This is a genomic window from Sulfitobacter sp. GN1-4 (assembly GCF_055693825.1).
The window spans coordinates 23,192-47,129 of sequence record NZ_JBVFUQ010000002.1 but is presented as its reverse complement, the minus strand read 5'-3'; the positions used below and the strand labels follow the sequence as shown (position 1 = coordinate 47,129).

Below are 23,938 nucleotides of genomic sequence, written 5' to 3'. Positions count from 1 at the left end.
AACCGCCCCTGCCCCCTGTCAGCCCGTTTTCTTTGGTCATCGCTCAACCCGAAAATAACGCCCCCACGGCCAGCGGGTACGTGCCCAATGCTGAAATGCAAAGCGCCTTGGTTGCGCGGATGGCAGATATGGGTGGCACAGCAGATTTGACGCTGGCCTCTGGCAATATCTCGGCGACCTGGGGGCAGGATGTCATGGCGGTATTGGCCGATGCGGTCACGCTTGATGACTGGCAACTGGCCATCAACGACAATGAGGTGGCCCTGTCAGGTGCCACATCTGACCAGGTGGTGATGGATACCATCACGGCCCGCTATCCTGCGGATTGGCCCGGTGGTCTGACCGGGACGGTTGATGTGGTCTTTACCTCATTGTTCCTCAGCCCTGATGACGTGGATGCGATCCTGTCCGCACAGGCCGACTGCGGCCCGCTGGAACAGGTCGACGCGCCGCAGGGCGTCGGCTACGGACCTGATGACGCGATCCTGGTCAAAGGCACCGTGGCAAGCGAGCAAAGCCGCGAAGTGTTGCAAGAGGTGTTGGAGGCCGAAACAGATGGCCGCAACGTTGTCCTTAATGTCGAAGTGCTGAACGCCGCTGTTTGCGTTGTTGAGAACTTTTTGCCCCAAGCGCCAGCAGGGGGCATTGACGTGGTGTTCCGCGATGGGGCCAACGGGCCTGAGGTGCCCTCAGGCCGGTTTGTCGTGGGCCAGAACCCGGTCATTGATGTGATGATCCCAGAGGATCTCTTTACCGGATACCTGTCTGTTTCCATCGTGGACGTCTCAGGCGATGTGTTCCACCTGTTGCCCAACATTGGCAGGCCCGACAATTCCGTGCTGACCTTGCGAGAGTTCAAGGATGGCAAGGTTCCGTTGCGGGTGGCCTTTGGCAAGGATGAAACCAAGCCGCCGGGCACCTACGCGATTGAGGTGGACGATTCCGCGCTTGGCAAAAGCAAGATCCTTGTGATCGTGTCTGAGGCACCTCTGTTTCGGCAGATGCGTCCAACCATCGAATCCGGTGTGGGTTTTGCGGAAGCGCTGAGCGAACGCGCGGCAGCGGGTGACGGGTTGATCCGGTCCCTTGATGCTGAGATTGTCACCACTGCCCTGCCCTGACGGTCAGGTGGCGTGAGTTGCCATTTACAGGACGTCGATCACGGCTGTGGTGATGTTATCAGCCCCGCCGCCCGCCAGGGCGATCTGGATCAGATGATCGCAGATCAGCTCAATGGGTTGTTGAGATAAAGCATCGCGCAGCATGTTGAACGTGGCGTATTTCGTCAGCCCGTCTGAACAGATCAAGAAACGATCACCCGGTTCAATATCGCCGCGGATTTTGTCCAGCTCCAACACATCTCCGACCCCAACTGCGCGGGTGATGGCGTTAGACTGGGGGTGGTTCTCCGCCTCATCCCAGGTCATTTGCCCGGCCTCAACCAAGGCCGCAACCACTGAATGATCCGTTGTCAGCATCTCAATTTCACCACCGCGCAGCCGGTACAGTCGGCTGTCCCCGGCCCAAAGTGCCGCGAAATGTCCATCTGCCAGCAACAGCCCCACAACCGTGGCCCCAATGACCTCAATGCCGCGTGTTTGCGCTTCTTGGCGGATCAGACGATGGGCTTCCTGAATGGTGTCGCGCAGCACTTGCAAACGGTCCGCCGGTTGCAGATCCAATGGCATGCCCGCAACCAAATCAGCGATGAGACGGCTGGCATAATCGCCCGCCGCATGGCCGCCCATGCCGTCAGAGACCAACCAAATGTCCAGATCAGGCAGCGCCAGCACCGCGTCTTCGTTGACTTTGCGCCGGTGGCCGACGTGCGTTTGGACGCTGTAGCGGGTGTGCAGGGTCATGAAATGGGCCTCGCATCTGCCCAAAGAGGGGCGTTTAGATCAAACAGCGCGCGCGCTTGATGTGCATCGGGCAGCCCTTCGCAGATCATCGCGCGGCGGGTATCGCTGAGCACTGTGCTCCAGACACTGGGTTTGGTCATCCCATCTGCTGTGAGTAATCCCGCGGCCAGTTCCGGGGCCACGCTGGTGGCATTGGCCTGGGTCAGCACCAGCGCGCTGCCCGCCTGGCGCAGGCGCGCATAGCTGTGGGCGTGGGGGGCACGATACCAGAAAGCGCCGCCGCGAGCCTATCCCGGTCCATGTCATCTTCGAGCGATGCAAGCGCCAGGTCTTCAAGCTGGATAAAGGTGTTTTCCTGGGTCAGATGATCCAAGGCGGCAGGCCCTTCGCGGTCCACCGGCGCCATCAGCGAAAGGGGAAACCGGCGGCCTACTCTGTCCACCGATGGCATCAGCACACCGATGATTTTAGCCGCCCCCGCCAAGCCGGGAGAAAGCGCAAACCGCCAAATCGGTGCCGACATATAGCGCGCATCCCAGCTCTCTCCGATCTGCTCAGCCGCCTGCAGCATCGCGCCTTGCAACCAGCTGTCCCAGGCTCGGACAAAGCCGGTGGGCGGGTTGAGATGAAAGAAATCTCCCAAGGCGGGGATCTTTCCAAAGGCGCCAAATCCCTGCCCCATCAGAACGTCTTGGGGCAGTTGAATTTGGACAGGGCCGGCAAGGCAAAGGGGTTGATCACCGATCCAGACTGCATCTGGAAAATGGCGATCCGGCCTGAGACGTTAAAGATCACGCGCTTGCGGTCTGACACGTTGGTGCGGCGTATTTCTGCGGCATCCAGCAGTCTAAAGAACGCCCATGGCCCGTCTTTGGCCAGCTGGCTTTCGCCGTTGCGCAGGTCAGGTTGGAACACCACACCCGCCAGACCCACCGTGCCAGGCCAGGTGATGGCCACCGGCGTGTTGTTCGGCCTGCGCGTTTCAAAAAGCACATTCTGCGACCCGATTGTCAGCTGGACAGAGGCGGCCTTGGGATCAAGCGCTTCTGGTGTGATCTGAAACTGGACCTGGGGACTGGCGCCCGTTGCAAAGAACGCGTCGCGTATTTCGGCGGCGTATTGCAGTTGCAACAGCACCGCAGGCGATATGCCCAGATCGACATCGTTGACCTGTTTCCAGGCCCAGGGCCGCACACCGGTATCCACGAATTTGGCCAGATTGGTCTGGAAAAACGCATCAATCAGCCCACCCGGCGCGAAGATCTTTTGGAAATCTGCCATTGCCACATCGGCCCGGGCGCGCCGGTTGAACGGATAGCGGTTTTCAAGCGCTTGGGTGCAGAAAGGCAGCACGTTTGATTGCCAAGCCGCATTGATGGACGACCGCGTGCCATCCGCTGTGATCCCAGTAGAAGAGCTGGTGATCTGATTGGCCCAGCGTTCCATCGGACCCGGAATGCGGCCTGCCATCTGTTTGAAGCGCTGCGTGGCTGTGCCGCCTTCAACGGCTGTGGCGGCAACGCCGCTGAACGACATCTTGTTCAGCTCTTGATAGACCTCCTGCAAGGTCAGGACCAACAGATCAAGCTCGCTGTTCTGCCCGTCCGGGCGCAGCACCAGTTGCTGCAGCCAGCCAAAGCGTTCCTCAACATAGGCGCCGGGTGGCTTTGGCGGGGTGCCGTCTTCGCCACCGATGCCGGATTGCTGCAAAGCGTCGAGCAGGATTTCACCCTGAACCCCAAGCCCCGACCGCAGTTCGATGTTGGCGATTGTGCCAACCGTGTTGTTGATCTCTTCATTGCCCAGAAGGCTGCGATTTTCGGTCAGCCGGGTTTCGCGGGCAATTTCGGTCAACAGGTTCACGATGGGTGAGGTTGGACCAGAGAGCACATTAGTGACCTCAACCGCATGCGAAAGCGATTCCAGCGGAATGATATCGATATCACTGAGCACCGCGTCATAGGCCGCAATGTAGTCGTTGTAATACAGATCAAGCACATCTCGGCTGAGTGCTGTCAGCGCCTGATCGGTTTGCTCTGCAACACCGCGGGGCCCCAAAACCCAGCTTTCGCGTTGAATGCGGGTGGCCACGCCAAGTGCTTCGCCCAGGAACACGTCCCGGAAGCCGGAATAGGTAAAGATGCCCTCGACCCCGTCGCTCAGCGGTTTGCCAGAAGAGCGGACTAGAACACGGGTAACCGCAGGGCCTCCGGCCTCAGTGATCCGCCACTTGGGCAGGCTGGTGGCAGAGGCGCTTTTGATGATCCCGTTATACACCCGCTGGGCCAGCGGCATCTCCGCCAAAATCCCCTGCACCTGTTCAACAAGCGGGCCGTTCAACGCCACCTTCGCCATGGGCTGGGACAGCAGCGCGTCCAGGTGCAGCGCCAGATCATTGCGCAGTTCAGCGCGGTTGGGCCCGGCAAAGGTGACAGACCAATCAATGCCCATCCATTCTTTGATCAAATCCGCGTTCATCGGCCCTTCCAGACCGAGCATCAGATAGATCTTAAGCGCTTCGTACAGCAGTTCGGGGTTGTTGATGTTGCCGGTGATCTGCTCTTCGAGCCGGAGCAGCAGACGCGGCAAAAGCCGCTGGTTCAAAGCGGCTCGGTAGGTTTGCGCGGCTTGGGTGCCGATGACCTCACCTTGGTAAAGACCGTAGGTCAGCCGCCGCTCAGGATCGATATCTTCAAACGTGGGGTTTGCGGGCATGTCCCGCAGAATGTTCAGCGCGTCGACAACAGGCGGCAGATCAGTGTCGCCAATCGGGCTTGCCGGTAGCGTAGAGGCGACCTGTTGATAGCTTTCCACATAGGTCGCTGCCTGCGCAATCAGGCTTTGGTTGCCCAGATAGCTGCGCACAAACAGCGTCCCGGTGGTGATGGCCACAATCACGGTCGCGGCAATCGCCCCCCATTTGGTAATCGCGTACCGGCGTTCGACTTTGTCATCGGCGGAAACCAAACCTGCCTCGGGGAAAATCACCCCTTCAAAAAGCCGCGTCAGGAAATAGGAGCGGCCCTGCCCCTGGCCCGTGCCAATGGCCTGGCGCCCAATGCCAAAGGTGCGCGCCATGCCCAGCATCAGACGGTCAATCGGCGTGCCTTCCTGGGTGCCAGACGTAAAGTAAATACCGCGCAACATGTGGCGTTTTTCAAAACGGTTGTCCTGAAACACTTCGTCCAGGAAGCTGCGTGCAACCGCGCGCATCGCGGCAACCTGTGGTGGGAAGCCTGCGATCATGGAACGCCTTTGCGGATCTACCTCGGTCTGCATCCGCTCAAGCGATTGCGCGTTAAGCTGACCCAAAAGCAGCGCGAACTCCTCATCAAAGGCCGCCACGGGCGAGGCTTCGGCCTTGGATTTATTCAGCGGCAGGGTAAAGCCCCAGACCTGTTCGCGGTCTTCCTTGCCCAAGTTGTCAAAAAACTCAGAGAACCCCGCGATCAAATCCGCCTTTGTGAAAAGCACATAAACCGGGAAACGCACCCCGAGTTTTTCGCGCAGCTCATTCAACCGGCGCCGCACGGCGCGGGCGTGACTGGCCTGTGTGACCTCATCCTGCATCAGCAAATCGCTGAGGCTGATGGCGATCATCGCGCCATTGATCGGTTGCCGTTTACGGTATTTCTTGAGCAATCCCAAGAAGCCCAGCCAACCGGCATTGTCCGTTTCAGCGTCGCTTTCCTGCGTGGTATAGCGCCCGGCCGTATCAATCAGGACAGCGTTGTTGGTGAACCACCAATCGCAGTTGCGCGTGCCCCCTACCCCGCCGATGGCGGTTTTGCCCATGCTTTCGGCCAAGGGGAACTGCAGACCGGAATTTACGATGGCCGTCGTTTTGCCCGCGCCAGGTGGGCCGATCATCACATACCAGGGCAGATCTTGTAGATGTTTGCGCCCGTTCTTGGATTTCCGTAGCTCGGCCATGGCCTGCTTAAGCTTGTCACGCAATTCACCCAGTTCAATGGCATTCAGATCATCCTCGGCCTCTTCGACCGTTTCGGCGATCTCTTCGGTCATGGCCTTTTCCTTGCGGCGGCGGCGCAGGAAAATGAACAGCATCAGGGCCAGGAAGAAGAAGAATATCCCGCCGATCAAAATCAGGCGTGACATCGTCGTGTCGAAGGGACGCCATTCACCGAAAACAATGAAGGGGCCAAGATACCAAACCGCAGCTGAGAGGGCCACAGCCACAGCCAAAAGGGTGGTATAGATGGAGCGGATGATAAAATAGAATAAGCGGCGCCCGTACATTAGGTGGCCTCCTGCACCAGCAACACTTCGATGCGGCGGTTCTTAGCCCGCCCTTCTCGTGTGCTGTTGTCTGCGATGGGTTCTTTCTCAGCGCGCCCTTCCGCGGTCAGGCGTTTGGGATCTTTCATCGTCTTGGCCATAGAGGCCATCACCGATTTGGCCCGGGCCAGACTGAGATGCATGTTTGAGGGAAAGCGCGAGGATTTGATCGGAATGTTGTCAGAATGGCCAGTGATAATGACCGGGCCGGGTTCATCGTTCAACGCATTTGCAACGCGTGAGATGGGCTCGGCAAACTGTGAGGTCAGCTGATCAGATCCGGATCCGAACATGCCTGAGCCTGAGATGCGGATGACAAGCAGGTTGTCCTTTTGGAAAACCGACACCACGCCGTCATCAATTTCATCCTGCAAAAAGCTGACGACTTTTTGCAGGCGCACTTCGGTTTCCGGCGGGGGGCGCTGGCGGTGGTGGCGGAGCGCGGCGCTGAAGCTCGGCCACGGGGCCGCTGTCAATCACTGAGAGCTGGCCAATGACCCGCTCTGTCGCGTTGGACAGGAAATAAGACAGCCCGGTGAATTGCAGCACCAGCATTGCAGCGGTTGTTGCCATAGCGATCCAGACCAGCCGCCAGGCGGACAGGGCTTTGAACGGTTTATCCTCACCTTCCCAATTTGGGGACAGATCACGTTCCACATCGCCGCGCTGACCGCGGATGATACGGGCCAGGCCCTGACGGATTTGCAGATGTTTGTCCGGCCCGCCCTGCTCAATCCGCAAGCGGCCTTCAAAGCCTAGCGACAGACACATGTAGATGAACTCAAGCACATCCAGGTTGTTGCCGGGTTCTTTTTCCAGCACTGGCCAGCAGATCATAAAAGCGATCCCCCCCACCGTTTCACGGTGAAAGGTGCCCACCATCGATTGTAGCCCCCAACTGGATTGCCCGCCCCAAGGGGTGTTCAACACCACGTCATCCAACGTGGCACATAGCGCATAGCGCGCGATTTTGACGGTTTGCGCGGCGATGCCCGCCTGCAGGGCACGGTTTTCAAACGCGCGCACCTCGGCCACCACGGAGCCGCGCAGTTTGTCAGGATCCATGTGTTGGGCGCGGTTTCTGATCCGGCTGATCAGGGAAAAAAGCGGGGCTGCTGACGCGGTCAGCTGGTTCATGCCCGTCAGCACCATTTCTACTTCTTGCGGGCCGTCCTTTTTGGTGGCCTGAGGGGCTTTGGCGGCTGAGGGGATGCCAACGGCATCCATTTGTGCAGGGGCCGGTGCCTCCATCGGTTCCGCTGGCATAGCGGGGGCTGCCGGTGCAGCGGCAGGCGTTCGGCGTCCACCCGGATTGGGGCGAATGACTGTCTTATCTGTATCATCGGGTTCTGCAAACGGGTCGTCATCTGACACAGGCCATCCCCTTTCTTCAAAAAATCTACGTGTTGCGGATCGCCCATAACTCCATGTTCAAGCCGGGATATTGACCTGAAACATGCACAGCGATCCCCCCTGACGTGGTCATTTTGCCCCAATACGGGCTGTCAGAGGCGAGTTCGAAATAAACAACACCCGCGTGATACGGGATTTGCCGCGGTGCGACCGGCAAGGGCCGCAACGCAATGCCCGGCAGGGCGGAATTGACCAACTGCCGGATTTCTTCCACAGGACCGATCTTGGCCTGACCTGCGAAATGGCGGCGGACATCCTCGGCTGGGATCTCTGCCTGTACCGCCAGCACAAAACCTGCAGTGCTGATCAGCTTGCGATCTGCAATAACACCGACGCTCACGCCGTACTTGCGCGCCTCCAGCGGAATGGAGATGGCCGTCTGTTCCAGAACAGAGCTGAGGTACTGCCGCAAAACGCGGATCACCGGCGCAAAGGTCATCGACAGATTGTCATGCTGGTAGGGGGAAACTCTGGCGGTTCTTTGTTGGTGGTCATGAAAACCGACAGCTCCCCAGCCAGGGAGACACAGGCGCGGTAGGCGTCTTCGGGATGAAGGTTTTCGATGTTCGTCAGATGTTTGAACAGGGGGATGGTGCGGTTGATGACCGTCAGCAGCAGAAAATCAGAAACCTCTGCCACCGCTTTGGCCGCGCCACCCTCTGACAGCCGTCCGGCCAGTGCTGTCATCCGGTGAGATAACAGGCCTTCGATCTCGCGCACAAATCCAGCAAGCGAGGCCGAGGCGCGCACGTCAATGCAAGACGGGATAAAGCTGCGGTCAAGGATGATCTCTTTGTCGGGGCGCACCTCAATGATGCGAGCGATGGGGATGGCCAGCATGTCCGCCAGGTCATCTACAGCCAGTGCAAATTGCAGGCGCATCTTGCCAACGCCGATCGTGACCGGTTTCTGATCGCGCCCCATCGTATCGGTGATCTCAAGCTCGGCCGGGCGCAGGCGGCTGACGGATTGTTCTGCCCCGCTTAGATCCACTTCGACGGCACCATGACGACGCTGCGGCACAGTCAGATAGACCACGCAGTCCTTGATCGTCTCTGGCACTTCCAGCGCTGGCGGGTGATCTTCGGTTTGTGGCACGCGGAAAACCATGCCGTCATGGGTCAGCCCCGCGCAGCTTTTCAGCGCGAATTGACCGACTTTGAGAACCTCTTCATCAATCTCAAGCGCACTCAGGCCCCAGCCATAGGGCCGGCTGCGCCGCGCCAACCCTGCGATCAGCGCCTCCTTGTGGCGGTCCGCCTGTTGGAAATGGTGAGGTTGCAGAAACAACCCCTCCGTCCAAAGCACTTTACTGTCCCAGGACACGCAATACTCCCCGTCCTTCGCCCCCTTGGGAGACGATTATTTTAACTTGTCGAGCTGCTCCTTATAAGCGCGCGCAAATTCGCGGCTGAAGAGCTCGTGAAAATCATTTTCAGCCTGATCTGAGATCTGACTGTACATCTTTTCGTAGACTTCCCAATAGCGGGCTTTCTTTCCTTTCAAGAGGCCGCCAATACCGCCCCCTTCTTCAATCTGCTCCCCCAGCACCTCGGGATCCAACTTTGCCAAGATGCCTTTGAGCGCGGCCTCCATGCCGGTGACCATCGCTACCTCATGGGCCTTGATATCATTCAGGGCCTGTTCGGTTGCCATCTCAGATCCAAGATAGCCACGAGATTTAGGTTTCACCAAGGCCTCAATCGCCTGTTCGGGGCTGATTGAGAATTTCAGGGGGTTATTTCCGCCCGCGCTGATCATGGTCTGCTCAATCCGAAACTCGGATTTGATGGAGGTGCGGGTCATCAGAATCTCGCGCAGGCCGGTGATCATTGTGCGCATCACCCGGCCCATCCGGCCCATGGTGGTGTGTAGGTCTTCGTCAGAAATCGACAGCTCTTCGACATCAAGGGCATCAAGAAACGCGCGCGCGGCGGCTTGATCGCCTTGTGCCACAACCTTTTGTTCAGCCGCCGGTGGCACGGTTGTGGGGGTCAGCGGGGCTGGTGCTGCGGTGGGTTCAGCGGGTTTGGGCGGTGTCGGCAGTTCCGTTTCCGCGGTCAGTTCAGGGGCTGGTGGCGTGTCCTGCGCCGCGGGCGGCGTTGGTGCAGGTGCTTGCGGTTCTTCAGGCTGGGATGGGGCCAGCAGATCGTCGTCCCAGTCATCGGGGATAACGGCAGGGCCTGTGGACAGCGCGGGGCGAAAGCTGTCCGTGCCGCTGGTATTATGCGCGGACTGGGTAGAGCCGAAATCATCCGGGATATCACCGCCGGGTTTGGCAAAGAACGGATCTTCTTCTTCGCCCAAAGGTGGCAACAGATCATCGATGGGATCGGCGGTTTTGATTTGCGCGGGCCCTTTCGGCCCTTCGGGCGCGCCCAGCAAATCATCAAGAAAATCACCGCCAGGCCCCACATCATCCAAAAGCTGCATCGGATCGGGCGCGCGTTCCGCACTGCCGTGCGATACCTGGTCATGGCCCAATGGATCGGGGATGGGGGGCGGCAAAGCCTCAGAAATTTCAACCAGCAGCTCATAGCTGCCGACAGAGAGGATATCGCCATGGTTTATCGGGGTTGGCACACGGCCAAGCGCGGTTTTGGCGTAATTCAGAAAAGTGCCGTTGGTTGAGAAATCGACCACAACAATGTTGCCGTTATGATCCTCAATCACACAGTGGTTTTTGGAAAGCTGGCGTTCCGGGTCTGGCAGCACAACGTCGTTTGCAGGCCCGCGCCCGATGCTTAGGCTGCCGCCTGACGGCATCTGCATTGGACCCACATCACCAGGGATCGTCCCGGAGGACTGGAAAGACAGTTTGACGGGCACGCTGTCTCTAGATCCTAACCCAGATCGCTGCTTGGCAGACTAGCGCGCGCGGCGTGGCATCTGGCATCACGTCGCCTCCTTGTTTTCTTCTTTGGCCTGCAACCTGCCGTTGCCCCCCGGGCTATATCAACGGCACGATCAATCAGCATTTGGCCATACTCTTCAAATCTATCAGAGTTTTTGTCCAGCGCCACGACATTCATCACAAAGGCATAGGTTTCAGCGGCCCCCGCAGGCGAGGGATAATCAGCCAGATCGGCAGGGCCAAGCGTGCCGTCAAAATAAAGCACAGACAGCGCGCAATTTACGGTTTCATCGTCGATATAGGCTTCATCAATGGAGTTGCGCGCGGCCTCGCGGTTTTGATCTGACGGGTTGAACACCCAAGCCTCAGAGGTAACGAGCGGTTGTGGATCCTTGTCTGATTTGGGCCCGATATAATCGCGCGCCGCCAAACAGGCCCACCAGACCCGTTCGCGGGGCGGCAGCACGATGGACATCAGACGCATGACATCCATCATCGCGCCTTTGCCATCCAGTTCGGCCAGCACTTCATCTGCCAAAGCGGCCACCGGTGCGGTAATAGGCGTCTGCAAACGGGTATTGGTCAGCGATAGGAGCTTGGCGACAGGCTCCTTCGGTACTTTGACCATATCTTTGAATCGTTCGCTCATCATCCCGCCCTAGTTTATTCTCACCATACCACCCCGCAGCGTCAACGCCGCGGTGCCCTGCACAGTGGTGTTCAGAGCATCGACGTTTACCGACGTTGCCCCGCTGATGGTAATACCAGTTGGCGTGATTACGATAGAGCTTTGCCCAACTTGCAGCGTGATCTTCTGCGCGGCGGTCATGGTGATTTTGCCCGTTTTCACGTCCAAACTCATGTCACCAGTGCGGACGATTTCCGTCATATCGCCCTCAACCGTCAGATCCAGGTTCCCCTTGTCCACGGTTTCTGTCTTGTTGCCCTCTTGTACCATTTCGGTGACGTGTTGTTTTACCGTTTGCAGCAAGCTGTTGGCCTCAACTTCCTGCGCACCGCTATCCACATTCAGCCCGTCATCCCCAATGGTGATCTGTGCGGAATCCTTGACGACCATCTGGTAGTCTTTTTGCGACTGAACATGCACATACTCTTTGCCGGCCTCATCTTCGAACACCAGTGCGTTATATTCAGATTCTCCCCCTTCAGGTGAAGAGCGGGTCATGATCCCAGTGCGGGTTTCTTCGGGAGGATCAACGTAGGGGGGCATTTTGTCTTTATTGTACATCATCCCGGTGCAGATGGGGCGGTCAGGATCACCATCCTCAAACTGAATGATCACCTCTTGCCCTACACGCGGGATGGAGATGAGACCGTAGGCATTGCCCGACCACTGCGTAACAACCCGGATCCAGCACGACGCATGTTCGTTTGGCTCATTGATGCGGTCCCACCGGAACCGCACTTTGATGCGGCCATATTCGTCGGTGTAGATCTCTTTGCCATCAGGTCCGACCACCTCACCGATTTGAATCCCCGCGACTTCGGGCCAGGGCGTGATCAATGGTGCACGGTACTTATGCTCTTTCAGGACAGCCCCAAATGTGAAGGAATAGTCATTGGTGACTTCTTCGGGGATGTCGATGTTTTTTGGCGTGATGGCAAACCAACGGTCGTTGTCGGCCATTTCCTCAGAGTCTTTGATGTAATGCAGTGCTTCTGTGATCAGATATTCTGCATTGTTCTTTTCTTCGGGATGTTCTGTCAGCGTGAACAGAAAGCCGGTGCCAAAATGGCGGATATCGCCAGAACCACGGTATTGCAGGTGCTTGATGGCATCGGCTTCGGCCCGGATGCGGGTGCGGTTCTGACCTAACTGACTTTCGCCGCGATAATGGCCCAAGTTGTCGTAGTATTCATAATTCTTGTAATTGTGTTGTCCCTTCGGGATTGCGGTCACTTCCATCTGGCGAATGCCCGGTTTTTCAAAGTCGTAATCCGTCAGGCTGACCTTGCCACGGGTGACGTCCTGGGCGGCGGCCCATTCGGTGATGGTCTGGCCTGAGTGTGAATCCTCACCATCGCGCGGCTTGAATTTCAGCTCTTTGTCAACGGGTACGTCTTTATGGGCGCTCAGCCCGTCGCAGATGATCAGCTTTTCATTGGCCTCAAAAGCATCAGTGTGATCGAAGAAATAATAGATCCCTTCTTCTTCCATCAGACGGGACAGGAAGGCGAAATCGCTCTCGCGGTACTGCACACAGTATTCGCGCATCTCATACGTCTCGGACAGCTTAAGTTCATAGTCTGAGAAGCCATGTTCGCCCAGGACCTCTTCGATGATTTCCTTGACCGTTTTTTCCTGAAACACCCGGATATTGCGCTGCAGGGTAAGCATCCAGAACCAGGGGCGTATTTGTGCGACGAAAACGTCAAAGCCATCGCGCATCCCCATGGCTTCGATAGAGATACAGGTGCCGGTGAATTTGCGGCCCTCACTGGGAGTATGCGAGCGGTCTTGGTTTTCTTCCTGCACATGCAGGGTCATGATTTTGCCAACGAAGTCCTTGATCTCCAGCCCCACCTTTTCGCTGACAAACTCGATGGTCGTCTCTGTCAGTGTACTGAGCTTTTCCTTCACCACCCCTTGACGGAGCTTTAGCTCATCGGCGCTGTAGGTGCCCGACATCCAGGTCGAGGCGTCGTCTCTTGGCTTGCTTAAGGTCATCAAAACATCCCTTTAAATGCGCGGCCGGAATGGGGCGAAATTTCCCCGCTCAAAGATCGGCAAGCAGCGCGGCCAGTTCGGCATCCATATCATCTTCACTTTGGTCATCGTCCCCTGCCGCATCCAGATCAAAGCTGGACAGTAATGCGTCCAGATCATCCTGATCTGATGTTTGCTCAGCGGGGGCTGCACCTTCCTGCGGTGCCGCTTGTGGCGGCTCAGGCGGGGAAGGTGGCGGCGGTGGGACCTTTGCCCAGGGGCCCAAAATATCGCCCCCCGCCAAGGACTGGAACGCGCCCAGTCTCAATTTCATCGCGGCCTTTGATGGCAATCACCGGCAGGTAGCCGCGGCCCATCACGATTTCGACTTTATCAAGGGTCAGATTGCGCTCTGTGCAGGGCAAGGCAACCTGATCCCCATAGCGGTCATTGACGTAGTGATAGGGCATGCCGCCCAGCGACATGATCTTACCCAGGCCCATGGAGGCACCATTTTCCCGGAATGACTTGGCCAGCAGGATTGATACCAGGGATACGGGATTGGCCCAAAGCATGCCTGACAGCCCATCGCTTTCAGTGAATTCTTCAAACTCAAACTCGTAGATGGGTTCGGTTTTGGCGCCATAGGGCCTGCGCAGCAGGAACCGAGGCGAGGCCAGCGCAAGATGTCCCGCCTCGGGCATCGCGCGCAGCCTGTCCCATTCAGACGCCACAAGGGGATGGCGATCCTCTTTTGCGGTTTCAAGGAAACCAGGTGTCATGGCCGCGATAAATGGGGCATCCACATGCGCAGCCACCCGCGCGATCCGTCCCAGCAGTTGGGCATGGGGCGGCGTTTCTTCAAAGCTGTACATGCCGATCATCGCCGAATAGGCACCGCGCCCGTTTTCTTCGTCCAATGGCGCTTCGGTCAGCAGGCGTACAAATCCGCTCTCTGCCAGATCATCCGATTGCGTCAGATCTGCAGCAATCTCTTCGGCTGAGATGTCATAGAGCATGACATCCAGCGTATCGTCAGTTTCGATGCTTCGTGCGATCAGATCAATAGAACGCCACTGCGCCTCAACCGATTGGAATTCGGGATGATGCAGAACCAGGCGCATGGCGGCGGACAGTGCGTCATCAACGGCTTCGGCCATGGCGGTGACATTTGGGTCAGGCAATTTGCGGATATGGGGGCCGACCACGCGCGCCAGCAACTCTTCAACCGGCGAAGCCTGGGTCAACTGGCCGCCGGTATCCCCGATCAGTTTCTGAAAATCGCTAAGCTTAAGGTCGGCGCGCACCGTGTTGCCACCAGAGACGGTTTTGGCCGGCGTAACCTTTTGACCGTGCGCTTCGCCCCACGCCTTCAGCGATTGAGCGGCACCTTCGGCGGTGCCCCCGTGGCTGAGCTGGGTCTTGAGATCTTTGAGCGCTGAGAAAAGCTCAACATTGTCATAAAGCTCATCTGGGTGCAGGTCTTCCAACCCGCCAAGTTTTACTTCGACCGCAGCCCCGTCTTTGCCGATGGGCAGCATCAGCGTGGTTGCAAAGCCTTCGATCACATCCTCAACGGTGTCTACGTCCAGCAAAACCGGTTCACGGTTGGCCAGCGCATCCCCGACTTCAATCGCACCTCTTGCCGCGCGACCGGTAAAATCACCCAGAATGGCAATGCGGAACCGTTTCCGGTTCAGCTGTTCTGGCGACAGGCGGTCTTCGGAAATGTGACCGTAAGCCAACGCAGGCTCATCCGTGCGCGGCGTGCTCTCCACCGGGCTTTCCGGTTTCGTGGCGGGGGCCTCCTCCGCTTCAGGGGCCGCATCCAGCTCGGCCAAGGCCGCGTCCAGATCATCGACTGGGGCATCAGTATCGCCGGTTGGCGCATCTAAATCCGCCAGCAAGGCATCCAGATCGTCTTCGGCGGCGGCGGGCGGTTCGTCATCCAGATCAGCCAAAAGCGCATCCAGATCGTCAGCCGGTGTGTCGGGCGCTGCGCTGACAGTATCTTCGCTGTCCAGATCGGCCAGCAGGCTGTCGAGATCATCTTCTTCCGCTGTGTCAGAGGCATCATCCTCAAGGTCTGCCAGCAGCGCGTCTAGATCATCGTCATTGGTGTCTTCATCCAATGCGGCGGGTTCCAGATCAGCCAAGATATCATCCACGTCATCTGCAGCCGCTGCGGTGTCATCGCCGGTGTCCAAATCCCCCAGGATGTCATCCACGTTGGTCTTGGCATCCTCGGTGCCCACGTCCTCAGCCCCCAGATCCGCCAACAGCGCATCAAGGTCATCTGCCTCGTCCTCCGGTGCGGCAGGGCTGGTTTCCAAATCAGAAAGAAGCGCATCTAGGTTTTCCTCGCCCTCCTCCTGATCAAGTGCTGCTGGTTCCAGATCAGCCAAGATATCATCCACATCGTCAGAGGTCTCAGCGTCCTCAGGGGTGTAGATGTCAGCTAAAAGTGCGTCTAGATCATCACTTTCCTCAGGCTCAGGATCGGCCGGGGCGTGGATATCTGACAGCAAAGCATCCAGATCGTCTTCTTCGGCTGTGCCCTCTTCAATGGCTTCAATCGATCCCAGCACGTCATCGGTAGAGGTGTCTTCGGTTTCCTCAGGCGCTTCGATGTCGGCAAGTAGGGCGTCGAGATCATCTTCTGCGGCCTCGGACACCTCCGCAGGCTCAAGAGAGGACAGCACATCTTCTGCCTTTGCCGCATCTTGGCCCTCCTCAGGGGCATCAATGCCTGCCAAGAGCGCGTCCAGATCGTCGTCATCCTGCTCAGTGCTTTGTGGTGCATCCACCGTGGCCAAGACGTCTTGGGCGGAGGGTTCACCTGCTTCAACGGCGGGTGTTTCGATCCCGTCCAGCAGGGCATCCAAATCGTCGGCGACGTCCTCTTGAGATACTGCGGGCGTGTCGAGTTCGGCCAAGATATCATCGGCTGAGGTTTCTTCGGCCTGGGGTGCAACGGGGGCGTCAAGGGACGCCAATGCATCCTCAATACCGTCTTCTGGCGGTGCGGTTTCTGCGGGTGGCAGATCTGCAAGAAGGGCGCCCAGGTCATCCATATCCTCTGGCGCAGGCGGCTCTTCTATGGCCTCAAGATCCGCCAAAATATCATCCGCAGAGGTTTCATCATCAGATGTCTCCACGGCCTCAAGGCCGCCAAGAATGTCATCGGTGTCAGCCTCAGCAGGCGGCGCATCTGGTGTGTCCAATCCTGCGAGCGTTGCGGCAACCGTATCGCCTGCGGGGGCAGGCTCTGGCTCTGAGGCTGTGCTTTCCAACGTGGCCAAGACATCATCAGCACTGTCTTCGGTTGCCACATCAACGGGGGCGTCCAAGCCCGCCAGGATGCTTTCAGCACTGTTGTCATCCTCAGTTTCGGGCAGCTCAGCTGCGCGCAAAGCGTCTAGCGTTGAAGTGCCGTCGTCCGCCTCTGGCGCGTCTGGCGTCGCGCTGGATTTCAACGCGTCCAAAGCGGCATCCTGCCCGTCTTCTTCGGCGGCCTCTTCCACGGGTGCCGCGCGTAGGGGGCCAGCGGATCAATGGTTTCCTCTGGTGTCTGCTCCGCTGGGGCAGCATCGCGTAACGCATCAAGGGCTGAGGCGGATGTATCACTTGGCACCGCTTCTTCAGGTGCTGCGGCGCGCAAGGCATCCAGCGCGCTTTGGCCATCATCTGTGGTGGGGGCGGCGGGCACATCGGCTTGCCGCAGCGCGTCAAGCGTCGCATCGTTGGTGTCTTCTGGGGTGTCGTCGGCCACGTCTGCCGCACGCAATGCATCCAGGGCTGCTGTTTGTTCTGCTGATCTGTCTCCGTTGCCCGCAGCCAAGGCACCAAGCAGGGCGGGATCTTTGAGAACCTTCTCAATCAGCGCCTCCGCCCCTGCCTTGCCGTCCATGTAGGTCATCAGATCAGTGAGTTGTCGGCGCGCTTCCAGCAGGGGGCGCAAGGCATCTGTTTTGGCTGCAATCGCTGCGGGTTCAAAATCTGACATCTTGTTAAACGTCAAATCAATCGACATGTTGCCTTCGCCGGTCAACGTGTTGGGCACGTTAAAGGCCGCGCGCGGCGCGATGGATTTCATGCGCTCGTCAAAATTGTCGACGTCAATCTCCAAAAACTTGCGGCTGGCAACTGAACCCTGGTCAACCTCTGACTTGCCCGCCAGATCGCTCATCACCCCCATGACGAAGGGCAGCTGAACCTTCTTCTCAGCCCCGTAAAGCTCCACATCATATTCGATTTGGACGCGGGGGGCCCGGTTGCGGGCGATGAACTTCTGCGCGCTTTTGGCCATGGCGTTTAAGAGCCTCCCTGCCCGTTCAGGCGTTGCACCTCGGCCCGCAACGCTTTGACCTCATCCATCAGCGCCAGCACATTGCGGTCCACAACATCCGTTTCATCGCGCACCAGCTTGCGCAGGTTTTCAAACTCCTGCTCCTGCTCTTCTTCCACAGCGCCCTGCATGGTGTTGACCAGCAAACCAATAAAGAGGTTGAGCACGGAAAAGGCAGTTACCACGATGAAGGGCACAAAGAAGGCCCAGGCAGAGGGATATTCCTTCATCACCGGGCGGACGATGCCCATCGACCAGCTTTCAAGCGTCATGATCTGGAACAGGGAATAGAGTGACCGACCCAAAGTGCCGAACCATTCATCAAAGCTGGCCCCGTACATCAGCGTGGCCATCACCCCGAAGACGTAGAACACAATGGAGATCATCACGATCACCGCGCCCATACCAGGCAAGGCATCCAAAAGCGCCTGGACCACCGCCCGCATTTGCGGCACCGCCGACAAAAGACGCATTGCACGGATGACGCGCAGACCGCGCAGCGCGGAAAGACCTTCCTGCTTTGGCAAAACGCCAAGCATAACGACCAACAGGTCAAAAATATTCCAGGCACTTTTGAAAAAGGCCAAGCGGTAGGCGTAGAACTTCAACAAAAGCTCGCCCACAAATATCGTCAGCACGATGTTATCAAGAACGCCAAGCGTGGCCTCCAACTGGGAAGAAATGTTCCCCGAGGTTGAGATGCCAAGCGTAATTGCGTTGAAAATGATCACGCCCATGATCGTGTTCTTGAACGTAGCGCTTTCAACGAAATCAAAGACCTTTGCGCGACTGGGGCTCAAATCAGCTCTGTCAACAACTGCCAAATTCTTTACTCCTTCTGCTCAAACCGGTGGTTTGTGCGGTCAATACTCTTGCTTTCGCCTCTTTATTCAAAGGCGTAAGTGAATTCCTTGTCTGCTACATCAATGCTGACCTTGGTGACGGGTCGGCCTTCGATCATGCGTTTGAGAAACTCTGCCGAAATATCGGGCAGCATCGTGTTGGTCACGATGGCATCAATCATGCGGCCACCGCTTTCCAGCTCTTGGCAGCGGTCCACGATCTGCGCGACAACGGCGTCTGAGTATTCAAACGGAACGTCATGTGTGCTTTCCACCCGCTTTTTGATACGGCCCAACTGCAGCTTGGTAATCTCGCCAATCATTTCAGGGCTGAGCGGATAATAGGGGATCGTCACCAGGCGGCCCAAAAGCGCTGCCGGGAAGATCTTGAGCAGCGGGTCGCGCAGCGCTTTGGCGATGCCATCGGGTTCGGGCAGCAATTCAGGATCACTGCACAAATCCATGATCAGGTCTGACCCGGCGTTTGACGTCAGCAGGATCAGCGTGTTTTTGAAATCAATCAGCCGGCCTTCGCCGTCTTCCATGACCCCTTTGTCAAACACCTGAAAGAAAATCTCATGCACATCTGGGTGGGCCTTTTCGACCTCATCCAGCAGCACAACGGAATAGGGTTTGCGCCGCACCGCTTCTGTCAGCACGCCCCCTTCGCCATAGCCGACATAGCCCGGAGGTGCCCCTTTGAGTGAGCTGACGCTATGCGCCTCTTGGTATTCGGACATGTTGATGGTGATGACGTTTTGTTCACCGCCATAAAGCACCTCGGCCAAGGCCAGCGCCGTTTCAGTTTTGCCGACACCCGAGGTGCCTGCCAGCATGAAAACACCAATGGGTTTGTTGGGGTTGTCCAACCCTGCCCTGCTGGTCTGGATGCGCTTGGCGATCATCTTCATGGCGTGATCCTGGCCGATGACCCGTTTGGCAAGGTGTTCTTCCAGGCTCAGAACGGTCTCAAGCTCATCCCGGACCATGCGGCCCACTGGGATACCGGTCCAATCCCCAACAACTGAGGCCACCGCCTGAGCATCCACAATTGGCAAGATCAGCGGTGCTTCTCCTTGTGCCTCAGAAAGACGGTCGTTTGCTGCCCTGAGCTTATCCATCACCTCAGCGCGGGCGGCGTCATCCAATGCATCTTCGCCGCCCTCTGGCGCAAGCTCTGATCCCTCTTCAACCGGGGCACCGCCTGCGCGCAACTGTCCCCGCAGATCAAGGATTTCGGCGACGATCTCCTTTTCCGTCTCCCAGCGTGCTTGCAATCCTTCAAGCCGTTCGGACACTTCTGCTTTCTCGGCCTCGACCTTGCCGCGCCGGTCTTGCACATCATAACCTGCCGTTTCATCGCGCGAGATGATCTCAAGCTCGGTCTCCAAAGCCTCAATTCGGCGTTGTGCGTCATCCACTTGTGCGGGCACCGCATGTTGGCTAACCGCCACCCGCGCGCAGGCCGTGTCCAAAACGCTGACCGATTTATCTGGCAACTGCCGCGCCGGGATGTAGCGGGCGGAAAGCGACACAGCCGCTTCGATCCCTTCATCCAGCACCTGCACCTTGTGGTGGTTCTCCAACATGGATGCGATGCCGCGCATCATCATGATGGCTTTTGCGACATCAGGCTCATCCACCTGCACCACCTGGAACCGGCGGGTCAGGGCGGGGTCTTTTTCAATGTATTTCTTATATTCGGCCCAGGTCGTGGCCCCGATGGTGCGCAACGTGCCGCGTGCCAGCGCAGGCTTGAGCAGGTTCGCCGCATCGCCTGTCCCAGCTGCCCCCCCGCGCCCACCAGCGTGTGGGTTTCATCCACAAACATCACGATGGGTGTGGGGCTGGCCTGAACTTCGTCAATCACCGACCGCAGGCGGTTTTCAAACTCGCCCTTCATGCTTGCGCCTGCCTGCAACAGGCCCACGTCCAGCACCAGCAAACGCACATCCTGCAACGCAGGTGGCACGTCGCCGCGCGCGATGCGCAGGGCAAAGCCTTCGACAACGGCGGTTTTCCCAACACCCGCCTCGCCTGTCAGGATCGGGTTGTTTTGACGGCGCCGCATCAACACATCGACGATTTGGCGAATTTCCTCATCACGCCCCACGATGGGGTCAATCTCACCGTTGCGCGCCTGTTCGGTAAGGTCCGTGCAAAACTGCTCAAGCGCTTCGCCCTTGCCCATCTGCGCAGGTGCCATCGCGCCAGAGGCTTCGCCAGGCTCTGCCCCGCCGCCCGTGTTAGAGCCATCCTGCGCTGCCATCTGTTCCTCAGGAGAGCCGCCCGTTGCATCCAGGAAGCTGTCGGCAAGGTCATCGGGTTTGATGCTGCCCAGCTCGGGCGAAATAGAGGTCAGGATATTGCGCAAAGCAGGTGTTTTGAGCATGCCGAGCAGCAAGTGACCGGTCCGCACTTGGGACGAGCTAAACAGGAGTGAGCCGTAAACCCAGCCGCGTTCCATCGCATCCATCAAATGATCGGACAGATCTGAGATCGCTGAGGCGCCGTGGGCAAGCCATCCAGGTTACGCGTCATCTCGGACGCGATGATGCCGGGGTCCAGATCATAGTGGTCTATGATGCGGTGCAGATCGCTGTCCTGGCCGTTCAGGATCTGATGCAGCCAATGCACCACTTCCACATAGGGGTTGCCCCGCATCTTGCAGAAAACCGTAGCCCCCTCGACCGCCTTGTATCCAAGGCTATTGAGCTTGCCAAATAACGCGACCCTGCTGATCTCTGTCATTTCGGTTCTCCCTTTCTTATCATTGGTTTATGCCCGCCCAATCTGAGGTGAGAGGAACAGGTCGTCTGCATCGGGGCGTGGCTCATCTCCGGTCGGTCTGGACCCGATCCAAGAGGTATGTCCCAATCGGACGGTCCCCGACAGCGCCGTGCGGGGCACTTCTTCGCCTTTCAGGACCAGTTGAACGTCCCAATCCAGCGTGTCGCCCAAGTAGCTGCGCACGATCGCTTCAAGCCGCTCAAATCCTTCATTGCCGGGCAGGAAACGTTCATAAGTGGCACGGTCCAGCGGCCCGACCCGCAAGCGAAACTTCGATGTGCGGCTCCAAACCCGGCTGCCGATGCTGGTGGTCCGTCCCAGTTGAACGCCCTGGCCCATTTCCCAGCAGTCATCCGGTTCAAGCTGCAGCCAGCTGCCAACGAACTGGATCATCTCGACTTTCACGTCGAAAAAAGCGCTGAGAAAGGCCAAAAGCCCGTCCGGGTTTTTGGAGCCTTGCGACATGTAAGCGGCGAAATGGCGCCTTGAGACATCGGGCAGTGCGTCGCGATTGCGAAATCCTTCGCCGTGATAGCCAGCAACCGCCGCGACGCGGCGTTCAAATTCATCATCGCCCCGGTCATAGCTGGCGGCGGGCTGACCCGTGCGCCAGGCCCGGTACAGCAGGCTCATCATTCGGTGGGTGAGCATGTTGGCAAAGCCAATGAATGTCCCGTCCCGGTGATTGCGCCGCCGGATGCGGGCATATTCCGTCAGATGCAGCGGCAGCGGGCCTTGCGGGCCAAAAAGTCCGAAGAAGCGGTTGATCAGCTTGCCCGGTTTGCCGTCTTTTCCTGCTTCAAATTCCGCGATGGTAGAGGGTGGAAAGGCCAGCTCAGCCTCTTGGCCAAGCCGTATCTTATCTTGCCGTGGTCTGCGGCTTTCACCCAGACGCGGCGCATCAGGATAGGCGGCATCAATGATCCGCATGGCCTGAAAAACGTGATGTTTCTCAGGCTCTTCCGTCAGCTTGACGAAATGCTCTAGAGTATCTGGCCCAGGCCGGCCGTCGGTCTCCATCGGGCAATTTCCCCCGTCTTTCCGTCTTTAGAACGGTCTCTGTAAAACTATTGATGGTGGCATATTTACGGAAAAACCGCTCCATCACGGCACCCAGCACGTAAACGCTGGTGCCTTCAAAAAACGTCTCATCAAAATCAATTGTGATCTCAAGCCCGCGCACGGCTGTGGACAGCACCTCATCGCTCATTCGGCGCACGATGGGGCGGCTTGATACCCCTGTGATGCCTTCAAGCTGCTTGTCAGTCACCCTGTCCCCAAGCGGTGCGTAGATGCCGATCAGCTCGCGTAGCGCGGCAGCAGAGCTGCCATCGTTCGTCTGCGCAATCGACAGATAGTTCAGCGATAAATGACTGATCAGCCGCCACGCCGTGTCCCCCTGTGCCAGGGTCGGATTGGGCCGGGTGGGCGAAATTGGCGTACGCACCGATTTGACAGGGCCGCCATCTGGCAGATGAAAGACCTTGTCATCGCCAACCGACAACAACATGGGCAGATCGCGGTTGGTACAAAGCGCTGTGACGGCAAGCTGATCGAGCTTTGAGGGGTAAGGCGCTTGATCCCGATCGACGAGCGATAGGTACACCTCTGACCCTAGATAAGAGGTGCGCACCCCGCGCAGCCGTTCCTTTTCACTGCGGGTTCGCATGCGCCGGATCTGCGTGTAATAGGCTGCATGCACATCCCCGGCAGACGTAAAATCGGTCGCCGAATAAAACGGACGGAAAGGGATGTCATCCGATCCGTCGCCGCTGATGCCAGTGACGGATTCAATCTGGTAAATCTCAAAATCAAGACCCGCCGTTCGGTTGGGCACGACGTGCTGCTCAACATCGCGGTTTGTCACCTGAACGCGGTCGCAACGCTTCTGAAACAGGTTCACGGCAGGTACGGCGTTCAGCCCAAAGGCGTCTGGGGTGACGGCGGGGGCAAGATCTTTGTTGCCGTCGCCCAAAAGGATATAGACATCAACCTCACTGCCCTTGGCGTTTTGCAAGGCGGGCAGCAGCCCCGACAGTTTGACGAACAAGAACCGTTCGGGCATCGCAAAGTATTCTTGCAGCAGCCGGTAGCCATCAAAGGATCGGCGCGGCGTGGGCAACAACGCCTCTTCGGGCGAAAATCCAACCTGTTCCAGTGCGGCCTTGCGGCAAGGAAACGGTCCAATCATCCCGTCTGTCTGCGGACCGGCCTGCAAGGCCGACGGTCTGCGTGCACAGCAGTTCATGAAATTGCCAGCTGCGGCCAGAACTGCGGTCTAGATAGAGCGTCAGATCATCCATCTGCAGCTCAGATATCTTGGCCCCTTTCGCGCGTTGCAGGCGCAGCCGGATACCGGCACGTGCAGGCGTATCTGCCCCCACTCCTGCGGCGACCAGGCCGCCGCGGCTGTCGATGTATTCAGCTTCGGTAATTTCAATCGGCCACATGGTGACATCATGTGCCGTGCGGAATTCACAGGCCGTTTGCTCTCCATCCAGCAGACGGCTGCGGACGGTTGTTTGGCGCGGAATAACGTAGCCTGTTTTCAAGCCAGAACTGCTGAGATCAGGCATGAATTGCGCGATCATCATAGAGGGCGTTGGGGCTAAATAATGCGGATAGACGATTTCCAGCAGATGCGAGGTGAACACCGGGAACTGCATCTCAAGTTCCAGCTGTACCCGTGCAGATAAGAAGGCGACACCCTCCAGCAGGCGTTCCACATAGGGGTCGAGCACCTCAACCCCCTCCATACCCAACCGGGAGGCGATCTTTGGATAGGCTTCAGCAAACTCGGCCCCCATGTCACGCATGAAGGCCAGTTCATTTTCATAATGTCGTAAGAGCCGGGTATCCATC

General features: G+C 58.0%; 14 protein-coding genes and 4 pseudogenes. 1 reads left to right on the top strand and 17 read right to left on the bottom strand.

What is annotated here, in order from left to right; translation table 11 throughout:
• Positions 1-119 precede the first annotated feature (119 nt).
• The gene (locus ACZ1HM_RS00305) at positions 120-1,121 is read left to right on the top strand and encodes a hypothetical protein (protein ID WP_472740421.1); all 1,002 of its coding nucleotides are present in this window, start codon (positions 120-122) and stop codon (positions 1,119-1,121) included.
• 24 nt (positions 1,122-1,145) lie between these two features.
• Here the strand turns inward: ACZ1HM_RS00305 and ACZ1HM_RS00300 are convergent, their stop codons facing one another.
• The 17 genes and pseudogenes from ACZ1HM_RS00300 to tssF form a co-directional block, all read right to left on the bottom strand.
• Complete coding sequence (locus tag ACZ1HM_RS00300; protein WP_472740419.1) at positions 1,146-1,862, bottom strand: PP2C family protein-serine/threonine phosphatase; 717 nt, start codon at positions 1,860-1,862, stop codon at positions 1,146-1,148.
• Positions 1,859-2,071 (bottom strand): hypothetical protein, encoded by a 213-nt coding sequence (locus tag ACZ1HM_RS00295; RefSeq protein ID WP_472740417.1) that lies wholly within the window; start codon positions 2,069-2,071, stop codon positions 1,859-1,861. The genes ACZ1HM_RS00300 and ACZ1HM_RS00295 overlap by 4 nt, the downstream gene beginning before the upstream one ends.
• Positions 2,065-2,544: a type VI secretion system-associated protein TagF gene (gene tagF / locus ACZ1HM_RS00290; RefSeq protein WP_472740415.1), complete on the bottom strand. Its 480-nt coding sequence runs from the start codon at positions 2,542-2,544 to the stop codon at positions 2,065-2,067. Before tagF ends, ACZ1HM_RS00295 begins: the two co-directional genes overlap by 7 nt.
• Positions 2,544-6,122, bottom strand: coding sequence for a type VI secretion system membrane subunit TssM (tssM, locus tag ACZ1HM_RS00285; protein WP_472740413.1), 3,579 nt, complete (start codon positions 6,120-6,122; stop codon positions 2,544-2,546). The genes tagF and tssM overlap by 1 nt, the downstream gene beginning before the upstream one ends.
• Positions 6,122-6,562, bottom strand: a complete 441-nt coding sequence (gene tssL, locus ACZ1HM_RS00280; protein ID WP_472740411.1) for a type VI secretion system protein TssL, long form — start codon at positions 6,560-6,562, stop codon at positions 6,122-6,124. The genes tssM and tssL overlap by 1 nt, the downstream gene beginning before the upstream one ends.
• Positions 6,525-7,535 (bottom strand): type IVB secretion system protein IcmH/DotU, encoded by a 1,011-nt coding sequence (icmH, locus tag ACZ1HM_RS00275; protein ID WP_472740410.1) that lies wholly within the window; start codon positions 7,533-7,535, stop codon positions 6,525-6,527. The genes tssL and icmH overlap by 38 nt, the downstream gene beginning before the upstream one ends.
• A gap of 25 nt (positions 7,536-7,560) precedes the next feature.
• Positions 7,561-8,882: pseudogene (gene tssK, locus ACZ1HM_RS00270) on the bottom strand (type VI secretion system baseplate subunit TssK).
• A 54-nt stretch (positions 8,883-8,936) separates the two neighbouring features.
• A complete protein-coding gene (gene tagH / locus ACZ1HM_RS00265; RefSeq protein WP_472740408.1) occupies positions 8,937-10,403 on the bottom strand; it encodes a type VI secretion system-associated FHA domain protein TagH in 1,467 nt (488 codons plus the stop codon).
• A 14-nt stretch (positions 10,404-10,417) separates the two neighbouring features.
• Positions 10,418-11,077 (bottom strand): DUF6931 family protein, encoded by a 660-nt coding sequence (locus ACZ1HM_RS00260; RefSeq protein ID WP_472740406.1) that lies wholly within the window; start codon positions 11,075-11,077, stop codon positions 10,418-10,420.
• Positions 11,078-11,086: 9 nt separating this feature from the next.
• Entirely contained in the window at positions 11,087-13,117 is a 2,031-nt protein-coding gene (locus tag ACZ1HM_RS00255; protein ID WP_472740404.1) for a type VI secretion system Vgr family protein, read from the bottom strand.
• Between the two features lie 49 nt (positions 13,118-13,166).
• Entirely contained in the window at positions 13,167-13,382 is a 216-nt protein-coding gene (locus tag ACZ1HM_RS00250; RefSeq protein ID WP_472740402.1) for a hypothetical protein, read from the bottom strand.
• On the bottom strand, positions 13,336-16,620 hold the full coding sequence (locus ACZ1HM_RS00245; RefSeq protein WP_472740401.1) for a type VI secretion system contractile sheath domain-containing protein: 3,285 nt from the start codon (positions 16,618-16,620) through the stop codon (positions 13,336-13,338). The genes ACZ1HM_RS00250 and ACZ1HM_RS00245 overlap by 47 nt, the downstream gene beginning before the upstream one ends.
• A gap of 308 nt (positions 16,621-16,928) precedes the next feature.
• A pseudogene (tssB, locus tag ACZ1HM_RS00240) lies at positions 16,929-17,405 on the bottom strand (type VI secretion system contractile sheath small subunit); the annotation flags it as partial.
• 5 nt (positions 17,406-17,410) lie between these two features.
• Entirely contained in the window at positions 17,411-18,244 is an 834-nt protein-coding gene (locus ACZ1HM_RS00235; protein ID WP_472740399.1) for an ion transporter, read from the bottom strand.
• Between the two features lie 86 nt (positions 18,245-18,330).
• Positions 18,331-21,037, bottom strand: a pseudogene (tssH, locus tag ACZ1HM_RS00230) (type VI secretion system ATPase TssH).
• Between the two features lie 27 nt (positions 21,038-21,064).
• Positions 21,065-22,096, bottom strand: coding sequence for a type VI secretion system baseplate subunit TssG (tssG, locus tag ACZ1HM_RS00225; RefSeq protein ID WP_472740397.1), 1,032 nt, complete (start codon positions 22,094-22,096; stop codon positions 21,065-21,067).
• A pseudogene (tssF, locus tag ACZ1HM_RS00220) lies at positions 22,060-23,937 on the bottom strand (type VI secretion system baseplate subunit TssF). The gene tssG and the pseudogene tssF overlap by 37 nt, the downstream one beginning before the upstream one ends.
• Between the last annotated feature and the right edge of the window lies 1 nt (position 23,938).